Raw genomic sequence first — 17,401 nt, forward strand, 5'->3', positions numbered from 1 at the left:
CCCCGTCAGTGCGCCGCTCCCCGGGCCCTCGCTCGCGGCCGGCGGAGCGGCTCGCTCAGTGCAGCCGGATCGGCAGTGTGCTCAGACCGCGGACCAGCAGGCTGTTGCGCCACTGGAGGGTCTCCGGCTCCCGGGCCAGGCTCAGGTCCGGGAAGCGGGCCAGCAGCCTGCTCAGCGCCACCTCGATCTCCACCCGGGAGAGCGGCGCGCCGAGGCAGTAGTGGATGCCGTGGCCGAAGGCGAGGCTGCCGCCCAGCGGCCGGGTGAAGTCCAGTCGGGCCGGCTCGGGGAACTTCTCGCCGTCGCGGTTGGCGGCGATCAGCGAGACCAGGACGAACTGGCCCTTGGGGATGGTGGTACCGGCGACGGTCACGTCGGTGGCGGTGGAGCGCAGGGTGGCCACGTTGACCGGGCCGTCGAACCGCAGCAGTTCGTCCACCGCGTTGGGCATCAGCGACGGGTCCGCCTTGAGTTCGGCCAGCTTGTCCGGGTTCTTCAGCAGCGCGAGCACGGCGTTGCCGACCATGCTGGCGGTGGTCTCGTAGCCGGCGACGAACATCAGCGCGCAGGTCGAGACCAGTTCGCGGTCGCTGAGCCGGTCGCCGTCCTCGCGTGCGTTGATCAGCGCGGTGATCAGGTCGTCGGCCGGGTCGGCCCGCTTGGCCTCGATGACGTCGACCAGATACTGGTCGACCCCGCGCACCGCCTCGTTCATCCGAGCCGGGTCGTTGGTGGTGAAGATCGTCTCGGTCCAGGTGCGGAAGGCGTCCTCGTCGGCCGGCGGGATCCCCAGCAGCCGGCAGGTCACGGCCATCGACATCGGGAACGAGAGGGAGCGCAGCAGGTCGACCTCGCCCGCGGCGGAGATCGTGTCCAGCAGGCCGTCGACGATCTGCTGGATCTCGGGGCGCAGCGCCTCGACCCGTCGGCGGGTGAAGGCCTTGGCGGCCAGTTCGCGCAGCCGCGTGTGGTCCGGCGGATCGGCGAAGAGCATGTGCTTGGTGAGGATGTCGGTGTATCCCTCGTGCGCCGACACACCGGTGCTCTGCTGCGCGAAGATGTCCGGGACACCGGAGAAGTCCTTGGTGAACCGGGCGTCGGAGAGGGCCTCCTTGGCCTCCTCGTAGCGGGTGATCACCCAGACGTCGATACCGTCGGGCGTCCGCATCGCGTGGACGGGTCCTTCCACCCGGAGGCGGTCGTAGACCGCGTACGGATCCTGGAAGAACGACATGTCGAGGACTTCGCGGCCGGGCCCGGTCAAGGTCGTCATACGCTTCCACCTCTCCTGTCCCTCAAGGGCGTCTCGAACCTATGGGCCGGTACGGGAACCTGCCAATAACGAGAATCAGTTACCCCCGCCCGCGGGTACGGCCGCTCCCGACTCCGCGAGCATGACCACCCGGGCGACCGCCACCCGCGATCCCACCCGCAGCTTGCGCAGGATCCGGCCGACGTGGACCTGGACGGTGTTCAGCTTGATGTCGAGCGCGCTGGCGATCTGCTGGTTCGAGCTGCCGCGCGCGATCAGCCGGGCCACCTGCAGCTCCCGCGGGGACAGGCACTCGATCGGCTCGGGTCCCCGGCCCGCGTCCCCCACCGGGGCCGACCGTCCGGCCGCCCGCAGCAGCCGGACGTTGTCCGCCGCGACCGGGGCGGCGGAGGCCCGGTAGAGCTCCTCCGACCGGGCCAGCGCCGACTGGGAAGCGCGGCGGCGGCCCTTCCGGCCGTGCGCCGCCCCGGCCATCAGATACGCGGCGGCCAGCCCCAGCCGGGCCCGGTCGCGTTCGAACGCCACGCATGCGGCGTCGGCCGCCCGCTGCGCCTCGTCCGGGTCGGAGCCGAGCACCGCTTCGGCGTGGGCGAGTTGGGCGTAGCCGTGGGCGCGGTTCATGCCGCAGGCCAGCGCGCTGCTCATGGCCAGCCGGCTCCACTCGCGGGCCTCGCCGTGCTGGTCGAGCGAGGAGTCCGCCGAGGCCAGCACCGCGTAGATCCGGGCCCGGCCGACGACGGGGACCAGCGGCAGCCGCTTGCCGCCCACCGCTTCGAGCACCGTGTCCCGGCCGTCCCGCAGCGATCCGGTGCGCAGCATCGTCATCCCGATCAGCGCCAGCGCCGCGTTCTCGAACGGGCCGCGGAACGGGGTGACGGTCCGCGCCTGTTCGGCCAGCTCCCGGGCGCGCTCGTTGTCGCCCGCCTCCAGCGCGATCTCGCTGAGCGCGATCAGCGCCGTCTCGACCAGGTCCGGGTGGCCGCGGGTCTCCGCGGTCCGCAGGGCGTGCAGGGTGTGCTGCTCGGCCTCGCCGAGCCTGCCGAGTTCGCGCAGTGTGGCGCCGTGCAGGACGCGGAGCAGGAGCGCGTGCCGCCACTCCTCCAGCGCCTCGGCCACCCGCATGCCGCGGCGCTGGTGCGCCTCGGCCTCGGGGAGCCGCTGGAGCTGACTCTCGACCCAGGACAGGTCGGCGAGTAACGGCAGCAGCCGGCCGACGGCGGCGTCGTCGGCACGGTCCAGGTGGGCCGCCACCCGGTCGGCGTGCACCCGGGCCGTGTACAGCCCGCCGGTCCAGCAGCCGGCCAGCGCCAGCGACATGCCCGCCTCGGCGACGGCTCCGCGGTCACCGAAGGCGACCGCGCGCTCGAATGCCTGTGCGGCGTAGTACTCCTGCCGCAGATGGTCGTTCTTCTGCAGATAGCACCTGCTCGCCTCCAACAGGAGTGTCAGTGCGCCCGGATCGCAGGTACCGATTCTGGCCAGCTCCCCGTTGATCCCGGCGAGCCGGTGGTCCGGGCCGGCGAGCTGCTCGTGCAGCACCGCGTCGAAGTCGGGAACGCCGTGGTCGGGGGCGCCGTGGTCGGGAACGCTGTGGTCGGGGACGTCGTGGTCGGGGACAGGGACATCTTCCCGGCGGAAGGATCGCGCCATGGAGAAGGGTGTGTACGCCTCCATAAGGGCATCTTCGACCAGCTTCCCGATGCCCATGCACCGGCGGGCCGGGAGTGTATCCCTGATCACATACCACCCGGTACGGGAACTTGAACTCCTGTATAGACCAAGCAAGTTGCTCGCATGCTCCCCCGAGGTGGCGGCTCCCGGGCAGCGCACCGGCTCCGGCCCGCAGCTCCCCGGCACCGGCGCCCGGGCCACTCACGGGAGCCGTTGACACGCCGGGTGGGTGCTTGTTTCCATGCGGCAGCGAGCACCGCCCGCCGGTCGCCGACCGGTGCAGGCATCCGGGCGCACGTCGCCCCTCGCGGACGGGGGTGAACACATGGCCGGAGGGCTGCTGGCGGTCAGCGACCTGCACGTCGCCTTCCGCGAGAACCGCACCCTGCTGGAGTCTCTCCGCCCCGGGAGCGACGACGACTGGCTGATCGTCGCCGGGGACGTCGCGGAGCGGTTCGCCGATGTCGAACGGGCCCTGCGGCTGCTGAGCGCACGGTTCGCCAAAGTGCTCTGGGCCCCGGGCAACCACGAGTTGTGGACCCATCCCGCCGATCCGGTGACCCTGCGCGGCGACCGCCGCTACCGGCGGCTGGTGGAGATGTGCCGCGGCCTCGGCGTGACCACACCCGAGGACCCCTACCCGGTGTGGCACGGCGCGGGCGGACCGGTCACCGTGGCCCCGCTGTTCGTCCTCTACGACTACTCCTTCCGCGCCCCGGGAACGGCCACCAAGGAGGAGTCGCTGCGCCGCGCGCACGAGGCCGGCGTGGTCTGCACGGACGAGTACCTGCTGCACCCCGATCCCTATCCGACCCCGGACGCCTGGTGCCGGGCCCGCGCGGAATGGACCCGGCGCCGACTCGAAGCACTCCCACCCGGGCAGCGGACGGTACTGGTCAACCACTGGCCGCTGGTCCGGGAACCCACCAGGATCCTGCGCCACCCGGAGTTCGCCCAGTGGTGCGGCACCGAACTGACCGCCGACTGGCACCGCCGCTTCCGGGCGGCGGCCGTCGTCTACGGCCACCTGCACATCCCCCGCGTCACCTGGCACGACGGAGTCAGGTTCGAGGAAGTCTCGGTGGGCTACCCGCGCGAATGGCAGCCCCGTGATCCGCGGGAGCCGCTGCGCCCGGTGCTGCCCGCCGCCGGCCCGACGCCCCCGTCGCCCGCCGCCGGCCCGGCAACGGCTCCGGCAGGGACGGCTCCCACGACGAGAGCTCCGGCGGCGAGGGCTCCTGTCGAGGCGGCTCCGGAGACGGCGGCTCCGGAGACGGCGGCTCCGGAGGCGGAGGCTCCCCTCCCGGCTGCGGCTGCGGGCGGGGAGAGCACCTTGCTGCGCGCGCTGCTGCCCGCCTCGGTGGCCACCGCCGAGGCGTTCGCCGACCTGCCCGGAGCACCCGCCGACCATCTGCACCCGCAGGAGGCGCAGGTGGTCGACCACGCGGTACCGCGCAGGCAGCGCGAGTTCGCCACCGTGCGGCAGTGCGCCCGGCGGGCCGCGGGCAGCCTCGGCGTACGGCCCGTCCCCCTGCTGCCCGATCGGCGCGGCGCCCCGCAGTGGCCGGAGGGGGTGGTGGGCGCCATGACCCACTGCGAGGGCTACCGAGCCGCCGCAGTGGCCCGCAGCCGGGAGGTCGTCGGCGTCGGGATCGACGCCGAACCCAACGAGCCCTGCCCGGCCGGGGTCCTGGACCTCATCTCGCTGGAGCGCGAACGGGAGTGGGTGGCCGCGCACGCGCGCGCCGCGCCCGGAGTCCGCTGGGACCGGCTGCTGTTCAGCGCCAAGGAGTCGGTTTTCAAGGTGTGGTATCCGCTCACCCGCCGCGAACTGGACTTCGAGGAGGCGCACATCGAGGTCGACCGCGACGACGGGACCTTCACGGCCCGGCTCCTGGTCCCGGGCCCGCCGGTCGGCGGCAGGCGCCTGGACGGGTTCACCGGCCGCTGGCTGTGCCGCGACAACCTGCTGATCACCGCCATCGCCTTGCCTGCCGTCGCGCCCGGGCACGGCCTGCAGGCCCCGGTACCTGCCGCGGCCGACCGCGGCCGGGACACGGGCGGCGTGCTCCCGCTCACCGTCCCCTGACGACCCGCCCGTGGGCGGCCGGCGGTCAGCGCGCCGCCGCGCCGCGGACGGACCGGTCCGGTTCCCCGGGAACCGCCGTTCCCCCGTCCGGGGCGGCGGCCTCCGGCACCTCGATCGCGTACCCGCGCAGCGGCTGGGAGCTGCGCCAGCCGCCGCAGCCCAGTTGGAAGCGCAGCTCCCAGGTGCCCGGGGCCAGCGCCCGGCCGTGGTCGGCCGTGGCCGGATCGACGGTGAACTCCGACTCCCACCGCAGGGTGCGCAGCTCCTGCCGGTCGCGCCCCGCGCCGCGCAGCCGGGCAGCAGCCCGCAGCAGCCGGGCGGCCCATCCGGTCGGCAGCCCCCGGCGGTGGGGCTCCTCCACGACGTGCCGGCTGGCCGGCAGGTTCAACACCGTTCCGCCCTCCCGGTGACGCAGTTGGCCGCGCACATTGCTGCGGCGCACGGCCCTGGCGAAGTCGGCACGTTCGGCAGCAGCGGGCAGCGCCGCCACCCGCTCCGGAAGCCGCAGCAGCCGCCCCTCGCCCTCCCGGGTGGGGGTGAAGGCGAGCGGCGTCGTGCCCCGGGCCCGGCCGCGGCGCCGTACCAGACCGGTCGAGCAGCGGACGGTGAGCTGCCCGTCCCGCCACCGGGCGGAGGTCACCCGCGGCCGGTGCACGACACCGGCCTCGAACGCCGCCTGCTCCTCCAGCAGCGCGCGGTCCCCGTGCCGGGCGAGGGCGGCGACGATCCGCAGCCGGGTGGGCAGGGCCGCGTCCGTCTCCGGGGGCAGTTCGGCGGCCAGCGCGCCGACGGCCTCGCACCACGCGGCCCTGCGGTCCTCCGGCTGGTCCAGCAGACGCTTGCCCGCTGTCCGGTCGAGTGCCTTCTTCCCGTACCACCTGGCCACCAGCCGGTTCCGCAGCGGTCCCGGCGGCACCCGGGTGTCGGAGGCGTCCAGGACGGCCAGCACCCGCCGGACGCTGTCGATGTAGGAGTACGGCTCGATCCGCGCGTAGCTGACGTTCTGCTTCCCGTCGGCATGGCGCACCCAGTGGTAGCAGGTGTAGTCGTGCACGGTGGCCACCCGGCCGGTGAGGAGATACGCGCGCAGGGTGAACAGGTGATCCTCCAACCGCACCCTGCCCTCCGCGAACCGCAGTCCGTGCTCCTGGAGGAAGGCCCGGCGGAAGAGCTTGTGCACCGTCATCGAGCCCAGCAGCGCGGGGTCGCTCCGCAGGTCGGCGGCGGCCCGCGGCTGTTCGAACAGGGCGCGCGGCGCGGGACGGCCGTGTCCGGCCATCCGCCCCACGACGATGTCGGCGCCGGTCTCCCGGGCCCGCGCGTACAGCCGCTCCAGCGCCTCCGGCGCGAGCCGGTCGTCGTCGTCCACGTAGTGCACGAACTCGCCGCGGGCCAGGTCCGTGCCGATGTTGCGGGGGCGCCCGGGCCAGCCGGAGTGCGCGGCACGCACCACGCGGACGGTCGCCTCGGCGCCCCGCGCCGCCGTCTCCTCCTCCAGCAGCGCCACCGTGTCGTCGTCGGACGCGTCGTCCACGTAGATGACCTCGAACTCGGCGCGGGGCATGGTCTGCTCCAGGAGCGAGCGCAGCCCGGTCAGTACCGCGTCACCCGTGTTGTACGTGGGGACGACGACACTGACCTTGAGGGGCTGTGCGGGGGCATGGGATATCGCGGTGTCCAACTGCGGCCTTCCGTCCGGTCCTGGCCGCCCGTGCTCGTCGGGGCGGTGGGCCGGGCCCGGGTGCCCGCGGGCCGCTTGGCCATGCGTCCCGCAGCACCGGGGCGGATGCCGGTCGGCCCGCGCTCCCGCCCCGCCGCCGGACGGAGCCGGCGGGCACGCTCTCGTCCCCGGACCGGCCGGGGAAGGGATCACCCCAGGTAGAGCGGCACGCGTACGGCCCCGGCGCCGAGTTCGGCACGCTCCGCCGCGGTCGGGGCCCGGCGGCCGGTGCCGATCAGGAGCGCGTCCCGGTCACCGAGCGAGGCCGGGAACGCGGCACCGGCGATCTCCTCCAGCGCGGCGCGGGAGCGGGCCAGGCTCTCGGCGGGCGGCCCCGCGATGTGCGGCAGATGCGCGACCAGGTCGAGATGGTGCAGCGTCCACTCCAGGACGTAGGCCGCGAGATAGTCGCCCGCGGTGAGGACCTGGCCGCGGGTGCGCACCCGCTGATGCGGGTCGGCGAGTGCGGCGGCGCGGCCGGCGGCGGAGCCGACGTCGTCGAGGTGGAAGGTGAGCAGGTGCGGCTCCCGGTACGCCGCGGCCAGCCGGACGATGAGCGCGTCCAGCGGGTCCTCGCCGGTCGGCGGCCGGTCGGCGACCTCCCAGTAGGTCGCCGCGTCGGCGGTCGGCTCGCTCCCGGTCGGGGTGGCGAGGGTGATCAGTACGTCCTGCGCGTCGATGACCAGATGGCACACCAGGTCCCGCACGAGCCACCCGGCGCACCCGGAGGGCTTCTCGAAGTCGGCGTCCGGGAGCGCGGCGACCGCCGTCCGCAGCGCCGTCCACGAGCAGGCGAAGAAGTCCACGTCGGCACGCTAGTGCGGCACGCACCCGGCGGACAACCGGATCCGGGGCGCCGCCCAGGGCTGTGACCGCGAACGTGCACCGGGTTGGGGCGATGTCCTCGATCGCCGGGCGAGGGGAAATTCCGGCGTGTCCGGCGATTTGAGTAACCCTCAGGTCTTCCCTCGGCGGGTGCGCCCTCATCCGCAGGGCGGAGACGGTCCGCCGTAGCGGGCGAAGCGCGGCCGACGAGTCCAGGGCCAGCATGTACATCATGACGACAGCGACCGTTCCACTCCCCGGCTCCGCATCTGCGCCTGCCTGGGCTCGCCGCGCCGCCCACGCCATCGCTCTGTGTGCGGTCCCGTCCGGTCTGTGGCGCCTCGCCATGGCATCCGGTGTCTATGTGGGCTACAGCGATCAGGTGCTGCGCGATGTCTTCGACATCCCAGGCTGGGGCATCGCATACGTCGTCGGTCTCTCCGTCCTTGCCGAGCTGGCCGCTCTGTTTCCGCTGCTGCTCGTCAGCAACCGGCGGCGGCCGCTGCACCCCAGGATCCTCGCCCCGCTGGCCTGGACAGCCTCGGGCATCCTGGTCCTGGTGGCACTGTGGCAACTCGTGGTCGCTTTCACCGTCGAGAGCCGGACGTACATGTCGAGTGGTACAGCACAGACCGTCTGGGGCTTCGCTTTCGCCCCGCTGTTCGTCATCCCGGCCCTGATGACTGCGGTGACTTGGTCGTACGCGAGACGGCACCGGGCACTTGGGACAGGCAACGCGCCTGCCACGACCTTGACATCGGCTACTCCTGTCCCACCGCTTCCCGGCCCCGCGAGCGGGGCCGCCGGCTGAGCTGCCCAGTGATCGTTTCCGATCGCAGCACGCTAGTGCGCGCTCAGCGGGATCTCGCACCAGACGCGCTTGCCGTTGCCGCGCGGTTCGACGCCCCAGTCGGTGGCCAGCTCCTCGATGAGCATCAGGCCGCGCCCCGAGGTGGACTGCTCGGTGGCGGCCCGGCGGTAGGGGTTGTCCGGCGAGGTGTCGGTGACCGCGATGCGCAGGGCGCGGCTGCCGTTGCGCACCGGGCGGGCCGTGAGGGTGGCGTCGCCTTCGGTGTGCAGCAGCGCGTTGGTGGCCATCTCGCTGGCCAGCAGCTCGGCGGTGTCGGCGAGGGAGTCCAGGGACCAGCGGTGCAGGGCGGTGCGCAGCGCCTGCCGGGCCGCGTGCAGGGACTGCGGGTCGCTGGAGGAGATGGTGACGGCCATCTGCGGTGCGGCCGGACGCCGGCCGGAGGCACGGCGCAGCAGCAGCAGCGCGACGTCGTCCTCTTCGCCGGTGAAGTCGCCCATGGTGCGCAGCAGGTGGTCGGCGAGGTCGTCGGGGCGCACGGGGCCGTGCCGCACCGCCTCCAGGAGCCTCGCGCGGCCCTCGTCGAGGTCCTGGGTGCGGGACTCGATGAGGCCGTCGGTGCACATCACCAGCGAGGAGCCGGGCTCCACCAGCGTCTCCGAGAGCGCGTAGGGGGGCTGGGCCGAGGGCGCGGTCAGCCCGAGCGGCAGACCGACGGGGGTGTCCACCCATACGCAGCTCCCGTCGGGGCGGCGCAGGATCGGTTCCGGGTGACCGGCCCGGACGGTGACGGCGACGCCCGTGCGGGGGTCGAACAGCACCAGGAGGCAGGTGGCGAACCGGTCGGTGTCCAGTTCGGCGAGGAAGGCCGAGGCGCGGGCCATGACGGTCAGCGGCGGGTGCCCCTCGGCTGCGTAGGCGCGCAGGGCGATCCGCAGCTGCCCCATGACGGCGGCGGCGGTCACGTCGTGCCCCTGGACGTCGCCCACGACGGCGGCGATCCGGCCGTCCGGCAGCGTGACGGCGTCGTACCAGTCGCCCCCGATTCCGCCGCGGGCCCGCGCCGGACGGTAGCGGGTCGCGATGGCCAGGCCGGGGACGTGCGGGATGTGCCCGGGCAGCATCGCCGTCTGGAGTCCGGCGGCGAGCTCGTGCTCCTGGTCGAAGAGCAGGGCCCGTTGGAGGGACTGGGCGATGGTGTTGCTGAGCGCCGTCAGCACCGTGCGCTCGTCGTGGGTGAAGCGGTCCTTGCCCTCGTAGGTGAGGCCCACGGCGCCGATGGGGGTGTCGTGCGCGATCAGCGGAAAGTAGACCGCCGCGGTGGCGCGGGGCACCAGGCCCAGGTACTGGCCCAGTCCGGGGTAGCGCCTGGCGAACTCCGCGCGGCTGGTGACGAAGACCGGCTCCCGGGTGCGGACCGCCTCGGTGAGCGGCAGCGGGGCGCCGATCCGGGCCAGATGGAAATCCCGGATGATCTCGTCCGGCACTCCGTTGGAGCCCACCAGCCCCATTCTCCCGCCGTCCACCAGACCGAGCGTGATGCTTGCCGCTCCCAGCCGCTGCACCAGCCGGGTGGTGGTGAGGGCCTCGGCGACGTCCTCGACGGTGACGGTGGGGGCGAGGGCGTCGTTGACGTGGCCCACCAGGTCGGCCTGCCGCCGCCGCTCGCTCTTGGCCTGCCGCAGTTCCCTCGTCTGGTCGACCGCCTGGAGTTCCTGGCTGGCGTCCCGGATGATCCCCACGACCCGCACCGGGGTTCCGGCGTCGTCGCACACCACGGTGGCCTGGGAGTGCGTCCAGCGCAGCGAGCCGTCGGGGCGGCGTACCCGGAAGTAGATGCTGTAGCCCGTCCGCGCCTTCAGCGCACGGCCGACCTGCGCCTGGACCCCGGGCAGTTCCTGGGGCACCATCCGGTCCGCGATGGTGGCCGGGCGGCCGTCGTACTCCCCCGGCTCGAACCCCAGCACGGCGAGTCCCGCGTCGTCGTACTTCATCTCGCCCGACTGCAGGTCCCAGCAGAAGCTGCCCATGCCGTTGACGGCCAGCGCGACATGGGCGGCGACCGGCGGGTCGCCGTCACCGGCGGGCCCCGTGTTCGGTTCGCGGAAGCGGTGCATCGCTGTCTCCCGATCGCGTGGCCCCAGTGCCTGCGCCCCCGCTCAGCGACAGCCGCGGCAGCGCCTGGCGAGGCCACCTCCCCATCATGCGGGGAGCCGACCGGTACCGCGCGTCGAGGGGCGCGGCGCTGGCCCGGACGCGTGAGGGCGGCCGGCTGAGGGCGGCCGGGCGGTCAGGGGAGGTACGGGGAAGCCGGTCGGGCGGTCCGGGGACGGCGGGAGTGCCCAGGACCCCGGCGCCGGAGCGCCGGGGTCCTGGCGAGGACGCGGGTGCCGGGCCCGCGGTCAGGGCTTTCCGCGGGCCTGGCCGGCGGCCTTCTCGGCGGCGGCCGACTCGGAGTCGTGCGGGCCCGTCGCGAGCTTGCCGCCGGAGCTCTCGATGTGGGCGCGGACGAACCACTGGAACAGCTCCAGCTTGCGCAGATGCTCGATGAGCAGATCCTGGGTGACCAGGTCGGAGCTGTCGGTCGCCTGGACGGCCTTGCGGTGGTCCTCGATCACGCCGGTGTAGACGACGTCGAGGGCGCCGAGGTGTTCGATGGCCTCGGCGCGTCCGAGCGTGTAGTCGTGCCAGGTCCGCTCGGCGACCAGCACGCCCGGGGTGCCCCACGGGGAACCGCCCAGGGTGGAGATGCGCTCGGCCGTGTTGTCGATCATCTCGCGGACGGCGTCGACCTGCGGGTCGAGCATCTCGTGGACGGCGATGAAATGCGGTCCGATCACGTTCCAGTGCACGTGCTTGAGCGTCAGCGCCAGGTCGTTGAGCGCGTGCAGCCGCATGCGCAGCAGTTGGATGACGCTGCCGCCCTCTGCCGTGGACATGCCGGGAACGGTGTAGGACGGGGTCGAGCCCTCGTTGGACGCGTGAGCTGCCACGGTGCGCTCCAATCCTCGGATGTGGTCGGGAGGGGCGGGGCCGGCGAGATCGGCCGTCGCCTTCCCAGCGGGTACGGCTCCACGGAGTGGGCGTACGTGAGCTGTTCCCGTCCCGGGGTTTCCGCCGAGGACAAGGCCAAACCTTGCCGAACCTTCGTTCGAACACCTGGCCGGCCGGTCCGCACCGCGGGGCGCGGGGCCCGAAGCAGGGGGCTCCCGTATCCGCCCGGTGAGCGGACGTGCCGGGCTCCGGGCGCGGGTCTCCGTGGAGTGGCGCTCAGCGGCCGAGGGCGCGCTGGAGCTGGGCCTTGGTCATCTGCGAACGGCCCCGGACACCGCGCTGCCTGGCCTCGTTGTAGAGCTGCTCACGGGTGGGGCCGCCAGGACCCATGCGGTTGCCGGAGCGCCGACCACCGCGCCGGGAGGGGGCGGTGTCGCGTACCGAGGTGCGGCTGGCGCTCTTGGCCTCACCGTGCTGGGCGCGCTCCTTGTTCACCGTGCGGGCCGCGATCTCCTTGGCCCGTGCGGGTGAGGCACCCTGCCGCCGGGCCCCTTCCTTGATGTGCTCGTACTGGCGTTCGCGCTTGCGGTCGGACTTTGCAGGCATGGTTCCTCCGTACGTCGACCGAACCCCGACGAAGGCGTGCACCGACCCCGGGCGCGCCTGCGCGGCGGTTTCGCGCCGGGTTCCCCACGCACGGGGGCGCCACACCTCGGCGAACGTCGCTCCCGGGGAGGCGGAAGGACCGCCGGAGACCCCGCACCCCGGTCCGGCCCGCAGGACGGCGGGGCTGCGCGTAGGTCAGTTCGCGGCCCGCATCTCGAACCACGTCGTCTTGCCCCGCGGCAGCAGATCCACACCCCAGCGCTCGGCCAGCGTGTCCACGAGGAAGAGCCCCCGGCCGCTGGTGTCCAGCTCGCCGACCGGCAGCAGGCACGGCAACCCCCGGGAGGGGTCCCGCACCTCGACGCGGATCCACCCCGAGCGCCGCAGCATCCGGATACCGATGGTGTGCGCACCGGTGTGCCGCACGGCGTTGCCGACCAGTTCGGAGACGAGCAGCACGGTGTACTCCGTGCGCTCCGCCGGGAGGGCCCAGCGCTCCTGCAGCACGGCCTGGGTGAGGCGGCGGGCCAGCCGAGCGGATTCCGGAAGATTGGGGAGCGGCACCTCCCGTACGGTCGGATCGCCCGCCCGTTCGAGAACGGTGCGCACCGGCTCGGCGTCCCACTTCCCCGCTGGGTCTTCCGGAACCCGTTCGGTCACGCTCGCCACATCTCCCTGACCCGCCATGCCTCCATCATGGCGGCAGGGGGACGCCGCTGGGGGCGGTTCGCGGGGATCCGCCGAGGCGGAACGACCGCCTCCCGCGCGCCGCGACCACCGCCACCCGGCACCCCGGAACCCGGCGGATACGCACTGACCTGGGACGACCCAGGATGACAAGCCGTGCGCAGATGATCACAATGCGCCATGACCCACCCACGAACGGGGGAGGACCGGGCGCGACGGATTCCCCCACACGGTGGGGTGTTCGGCCTGTGCGACGCTTTACGCCACCCCCAACCACCCCACCCTGTCGCCCTCTTGCCACGTGCCGGAGCGGCTCGGGCACGGGAGCAGCCGAGCGCCGGAGCGGCCGGGCGGACGGGCGGCCGCTCCGCCGTCTCGGGGGCAACGGCGGCCGGTCCCCCGTGCCGCACCCGGCCCGACCACGGGTCCTCTCAGCGGAACCGGGCCTTGCCGGGACCGTCCTCCACGAAACTGCGCATGCCGATCTGTCGGTCCTCGGTCGCGAACAGCCCGGCGAACCAATTCCGTTCGAGTGCCAGGCCGGTCTCGATGTCCGCCTCCAGACCGAAATCGACCGACTCCTTCGCCGCGCGCAGCGCGAGCGCCGGACCCCGCGCCAGCCGCGCCGCCCAGGCGTGCGCCTGCTCGTACACCTCGGCGTCCGGCACCACATGGTCGACCAGGCCGATCCGGGCGGCCTCGGCAGCCGCCACCGTCCGTCCGGTGAAGATCAGGTCCTTGGCCTTGGCCGGACCGACCAGCCGGGACAGCCGCTGGGTACCGCCGGCGCCGGGGATCAGCCCCAGCAGGATCTCCGGCTGCCCCAACCTGGCTCCTTCGCCCGCGAACCGGACGTCCGCGCACAGCGCCAGTTCGCAGCCGCCGCCGAGCGCGTAGCCGGTGACGGCCGCCGCGACCGGCTTGGGGATGCGGGCCACCGCCGTGAACGCCTCCTGGAGACCGCGGGAGCGCAGGACCATCGCGGAGTGGTCCATCTCGCGCATCTCCTTGATGTCCGCGCCGGCCGCGAACACCTTCTCGCCCCCGTAGAGCACCACGGCGCGCACGTCCTCGCGGCGGGCGGCCTCCTCGGCGAGTTCGCGCAGCAGGTCCTGGGTGGCGATGTCGAGGGCGTTCATCTTCGGCCGGTCGAGCCGGATGGTGCCGACGCCGTCGGCGACCTCGAGGCGCGCGGTGGCGCCGCTGGATTCGTCAGTCGTCATGCCGGGAAGGTTAACGGCCGTTCCGCGCCGCGGAGCCGGTGCCGTTCCTCACAGCACCGGCCCGGTCCCCCGCCGTCCCGGAGCGCCCGGCCGCTGCAGCCCCCGGCACTCCGCGCGGCCGGCAGCGGGGCGACGGCCCGCTACTGCTTCGCCGTCCACTTCTCCCAGGACATGTTCCAGCCGTTGAGGCCGTTGTCCGGCTTGATGGTCTCGTCCTGCGAGTTCTCGACCTCGACCACGTCGCCGACCATGGAGTGGCTGAAGAACCAGGCGCCCGGCGTCCCGTTGGCGCCGCCGCCGCGCATGTCGAACAGGCCCACACAGCCGTGGCTGCCGTTGACCTTGCCGAACTGGTACTCGGCCATCCAGTAGTTGCCGTGGATGAAGGTGCCCGAGGTGCTCAGCCGCATCGCGTGCGGGACGTCCTTGATGTCGTACTCGCCGCCGAACCCCACGGTGTCCCCGTTCATCCGGGTGACCTCGTGCTTCTCGCTGATGACCATCACACCGTTGTAGGTGGGGTTGGCCGGGCGCCCGGAGGTGATGGGGAAGGTCTTGATCTTCTCGCCGTCGCGGGTCACGGTCATCGTCTTCTTCTTCGCGTCCACCACGCTGACCTGCTGCCTGCCGACGGTGAACCGCACGGTCTTGCGCTGCGTCCCGTAGACGCCCTCGGCGCCCTCGACGCCGCTGAGGTTGAGGTCGACGGCGACCTTCGTCCCGGCCTTCCAGTACTTCTGGGGCCGGAAGTCGAGGCGCTGGTCGCCGAACCAGTGGCCCGCCACCTCGACCTCCGGGTCCGCGGAGACGGATATCGCCTTCTCCACGGCTTCCCGGTGGGCGACCGGACGGTTGAAGTTGATCGAGAACGGCATCCCGGCGCCGACCTTGTCGCCGTTCTCCGGCGTGAAGTAGCCCACGAAGGTGTTCTGCGGCACGAACGTGGTGAACGCGGCGTGCTTGGCAGCGGCCCGCCCCTCGGAGTCCTCGGCCACGGCGTCCACCGTGTACTTGGTGCCCGCTGCCAGGTGGGTGGCGGGGCGCCACACCGTGCCGCCGTCGGCGAGCTTCCCCTCGATCTTCGCGCCCTTGGCGTCCTGGACGGTCACCTTCGTCAGCTTGCCCTTGGCCGCCTGGACCCGAAGGACGCCCGAGGTCTTCACGTCGTCGGCGCCGTCCTTCGGCGCGACGGTCAGCACGGCCTCGGAGGGCCCCTTGGCGGGCTTGTCCTGGTCGTCGTCCCCGCTGTTCGCGCGGGCGCCGGTGCCGCCACCGCCGCCGCAGGTGGTCAACGTGAGCAGCAGCACCACCAGCAGCACCACGAAGCCGACGGCTGAGCCTCCGATGATCCGGGCGCGGCTGTCCCCCCGGATCGCCTTCCAGGTGAGCTTGTCCCCGGCCACGGTCTTCAGATCCAAGACGGCCCCATCCCTTGTCCTCACACGGCTTCGCGCACCCGTGTGCGCCCCCGAAAACACGACATCGCGCCGCCCGGCCGTGAACGGCACATGAACGGCGGCGCGCATCCGCATTGTTAGATAACCACACCGCAATGACGGCGAACCGCACTCCGGGGTCACCATTCGGTCGCGTTTTTGGGGAGGCCGGAAGGAGGGGAGCGCCCGGTTCGCCGACGCCAGGGGCGCCGCGGCCGGGTCGCCGCGCCCGTGTTCGGGGCCGGACAGGGGCGCGCGGCGGGCGGCTCTCTCCCGGAGGAGGACAGCCCCGGCCCCGCCGAGCGGATGGCCCGCTGTCCCCGTGCGAGGCCGGGCACGTGAAAGGGCGGAGCGGCCCACCACCGGGATCGCCCGCAGCCCCCAGCCCGTGGCCCCGCGGGGCCACGGGGCCGCGGGGCCACGGGCTGCACGGGCCCGATACGGCCGCGAGGCGGGGGACACGCACGGACGGGAATCCCCGGTCGGGCTCGGACACCGCGGACGGGACGAAGCGGACGACAGGGAGGCGGGGCGCCTGCCCGGCCGCGGTCAGTTCAGGGCCGAACCCCCGACCCAGGTCTCCCACGGCATGTTCCAGCCGCCCAGCCCGTTGTCCGCCGCCACGGTCCGGTCGTGCGAACCGCGCACGGTGACCAGGTCGCCGATCAGCGAGCGGTGGAAGAACCGCCCGGCGGGCGACTTGTCGTCCCCACCGCGCTCGTCCTCCAGACCGACGCAGCCGTGACTGGTGTTCTTCTTCCCGAACGTGCGCTCGGAGGCCCAGTAGTTGCCGTGCAGGAAGGTGCCGCTGCGGGTGAGGCGCATCGCGTGCGGGACGTCCTTGATGTCGTACTCGCCGCCGAAGCCCACGGTGTCCCCGTTCATCCGGGTCTCCTGGAACTTCTCGCTGATGACCATGCGGCCGTTGTAGGTCGGGTTCTTCTTCGTGCCCGCCGTGATGTCCAACCGGTCGACCGTGCGGCCGCCCTGCCGCACGGTCAGTTGTCCACGGCCCACGTCCACGACGCTGCGCTGGTCGCGGCCGATGGTGAACGTCACCTGCTTGTGCTGCGTCCCGTAGACGCCGGGCGCTCCGCGGACATCGCGCAGCCTCAGGTCGAGGGTCACCTCGGTGCCGGACTGCCAGTAGGTGCGGGGCCGGAAGTCGAGCCGGTTGCGGCCGAACCAGTGGGGTGCGACCTCCACGCGGGGAGTGGCGGTGACGTCGATGGCGCGCTCGACCGCCGCCCGGTCGGCGATGGGCCGGCTGAACTCCAGCGAGACGATCATCGCGGTGCCGACGGTCTGGCCGTCCTCCGGGCGGAAGTAGCCCACGAAGCGGTGCGGCGGCACCCGGGTGGAGAAGGTGGCGTGCCGGATCACCCGGTCGCCCTCGCCGTCGACGGCCACCACGTCCACCTCGTAGGTGCCGGACAACTCCAGCACCGTGCCCTTGCCGTGCCCGGCTCCGCGCCCGGAGGCGTTCTCCTCGGAGGCGGGCAGCGGGCGCCAGCTCCGCCGGTCGGCGGAGAACCGGCCCGCGATGGCACGCCCGGCGTCCTTGCCCTTGTGCTGCATCCGGACGCTGCGCAGCTTCCCTTCCGCGACCGAGACCTCCACCCGGGCGTCGGTGGGCACGTCGCGGGCACCGTCCTCGGGTGTCACCCGGATGGCGCCCCCCGGCGGCTTGGAGTCGTCCACGACGGCGCATCCGGCAGGCGCGGTGCACAGCAGCGCGAGCGCCACAGCGGCCGACACGGCGCGCACCGCCCGTCGTACGCGCCTCGCGTGGTACAGCAGTACCGCGACTCGCCGTGCCGTCGTGCCCCGTCCCATGCCGTCCCCGCTCCTGTGCGTCGCCTGCTGTCGAGGGCCTTCTGCCGCCCGCTCTCACCCGGACGAACGGACCAACGAAGCGCATGCGGGAGGGACACCGGGCTCACACGAGTGAACGGCGAATCCCCCGCGGCGGCCGGGCCGCCCGGGAGCGCGACACGGTCGCGGGTGCCGCGCGAAATCCGTTCGCTCCGGAACGCGCCCAGGTACCCGGGCAGATCCTCAACCGCATC

13 protein-coding genes and 1 pseudogene are annotated in these 17,401 nt (G+C 73.2%); 3 read left to right on the plus strand and 11 right to left on the minus strand.

The window, feature by feature from the left end; genetic code table 11:
- Positions 1-55: 55 nt before the first annotated feature.
- Positions 56-1,273 carry a cytochrome P450 gene (locus tag ACFYNS_RS09775; RefSeq protein WP_019354693.1) on the minus strand — a complete coding sequence of 406 codons (1,218 nt, stop codon included), beginning with the start codon at positions 1,271-1,273 and terminating at the stop codon, positions 56-58.
- A gap of 75 nt (positions 1,274-1,348) precedes the next feature.
- Positions 1,349-2,923 (minus strand): LuxR C-terminal-related transcriptional regulator, encoded by a 1,575-nt coding sequence (locus ACFYNS_RS09780; RefSeq protein WP_360299586.1) that lies wholly within the window; start codon positions 2,921-2,923, stop codon positions 1,349-1,351.
- Positions 2,924-3,185: 262 nt separating this feature from the next.
- Between ACFYNS_RS09780 and ACFYNS_RS09785 the strand changes: the two are divergent.
- Together ACFYNS_RS09785 and ACFYNS_RS09790 are read left to right on the plus strand one after the other, a co-directional pair.
- Positions 3,186-4,118: pseudogene (locus tag ACFYNS_RS09785) on the plus strand (metallophosphoesterase family protein); the annotation flags it as partial.
- A gap of 258 nt (positions 4,119-4,376) precedes the next feature.
- A complete protein-coding gene (locus ACFYNS_RS09790) occupies positions 4,377-5,033 on the plus strand; it encodes a 4'-phosphopantetheinyl transferase superfamily protein (RefSeq protein ID WP_360299589.1) in 657 nt (218 codons plus the stop codon).
- Between the two features lie 25 nt (positions 5,034-5,058).
- Here ACFYNS_RS09790 and ACFYNS_RS09795 read toward each other — a convergent pair whose 3' ends face one another.
- Together ACFYNS_RS09795 and ACFYNS_RS09800 are read right to left on the minus strand one after the other, a co-directional pair.
- Positions 5,059-6,714, minus strand: coding sequence for a glycosyltransferase family 2 protein (locus ACFYNS_RS09795; protein WP_388601924.1), 1,656 nt, complete (start codon positions 6,712-6,714; stop codon positions 5,059-5,061).
- Positions 6,715-6,902: 188 nt separating this feature from the next.
- Positions 6,903-7,559: a maleylpyruvate isomerase N-terminal domain-containing protein gene (locus ACFYNS_RS09800; RefSeq protein WP_388601927.1), complete on the minus strand. Its 657-nt coding sequence runs from the start codon at positions 7,557-7,559 to the stop codon at positions 6,903-6,905.
- Between the two features lie 242 nt (positions 7,560-7,801).
- Between ACFYNS_RS09800 and ACFYNS_RS09805 the strand changes: the two genes are divergently transcribed.
- Entirely contained in the window at positions 7,802-8,389 is a 588-nt protein-coding gene (locus ACFYNS_RS09805; RefSeq protein ID WP_388601929.1) for a hypothetical protein, read from the plus strand.
- Between the two features lie 32 nt (positions 8,390-8,421).
- Here ACFYNS_RS09805 and ACFYNS_RS09810 read toward each other — a convergent pair whose 3' ends face one another.
- The 7 genes from ACFYNS_RS09810 to ACFYNS_RS09840 form a co-directional block, all read right to left on the minus strand.
- A complete protein-coding gene (locus ACFYNS_RS09810) occupies positions 8,422-10,503 on the minus strand; it encodes a SpoIIE family protein phosphatase (RefSeq protein ID WP_360301407.1) in 2,082 nt (693 codons plus the stop codon).
- 285 nt (positions 10,504-10,788) lie between these two features.
- Positions 10,789-11,325 (minus strand): DNA starvation/stationary phase protection protein, encoded by a 537-nt coding sequence (locus tag ACFYNS_RS09815; protein ID WP_360301422.1) that lies wholly within the window; start codon positions 11,323-11,325, stop codon positions 10,789-10,791.
- 331 nt (positions 11,326-11,656) lie between these two features.
- Positions 11,657-11,986 (minus strand): plasmid stabilization protein, encoded by a 330-nt coding sequence (locus ACFYNS_RS09820; RefSeq protein ID WP_388601931.1) that lies wholly within the window; start codon positions 11,984-11,986, stop codon positions 11,657-11,659.
- A 195-nt stretch (positions 11,987-12,181) separates the two neighbouring features.
- A complete protein-coding gene (locus ACFYNS_RS09825; RefSeq protein WP_360301413.1) occupies positions 12,182-12,673 on the minus strand; it encodes an ATP-binding protein in 492 nt (163 codons plus the stop codon).
- Between the two features lie 431 nt (positions 12,674-13,104).
- A complete protein-coding gene (locus tag ACFYNS_RS09830) occupies positions 13,105-13,896 on the minus strand; it encodes an enoyl-CoA hydratase-related protein (RefSeq protein ID WP_360301416.1) in 792 nt (263 codons plus the stop codon).
- Positions 13,897-14,036: 140 nt separating this feature from the next.
- On the minus strand, positions 14,037-15,314 hold the full coding sequence (locus ACFYNS_RS09835) for an Ig-like domain-containing protein (RefSeq protein WP_360301419.1): 1,278 nt from the start codon (positions 15,312-15,314) through the stop codon (positions 14,037-14,039).
- Between the two features lie 567 nt (positions 15,315-15,881).
- Positions 15,882-17,168, minus strand: a complete 1,287-nt coding sequence (locus tag ACFYNS_RS09840) for an Ig-like domain-containing protein (RefSeq protein WP_360303811.1) — start codon at positions 17,166-17,168, stop codon at positions 15,882-15,884.
- Positions 17,169-17,401 lie beyond the last annotated feature (233 nt).

The organism is Streptomyces sp. NPDC006925 (assembly GCF_042869575.1).
Classification (GTDB): Bacteria; Actinomycetota; Actinomycetes; order Streptomycetales; family Streptomycetaceae; genus Streptomyces.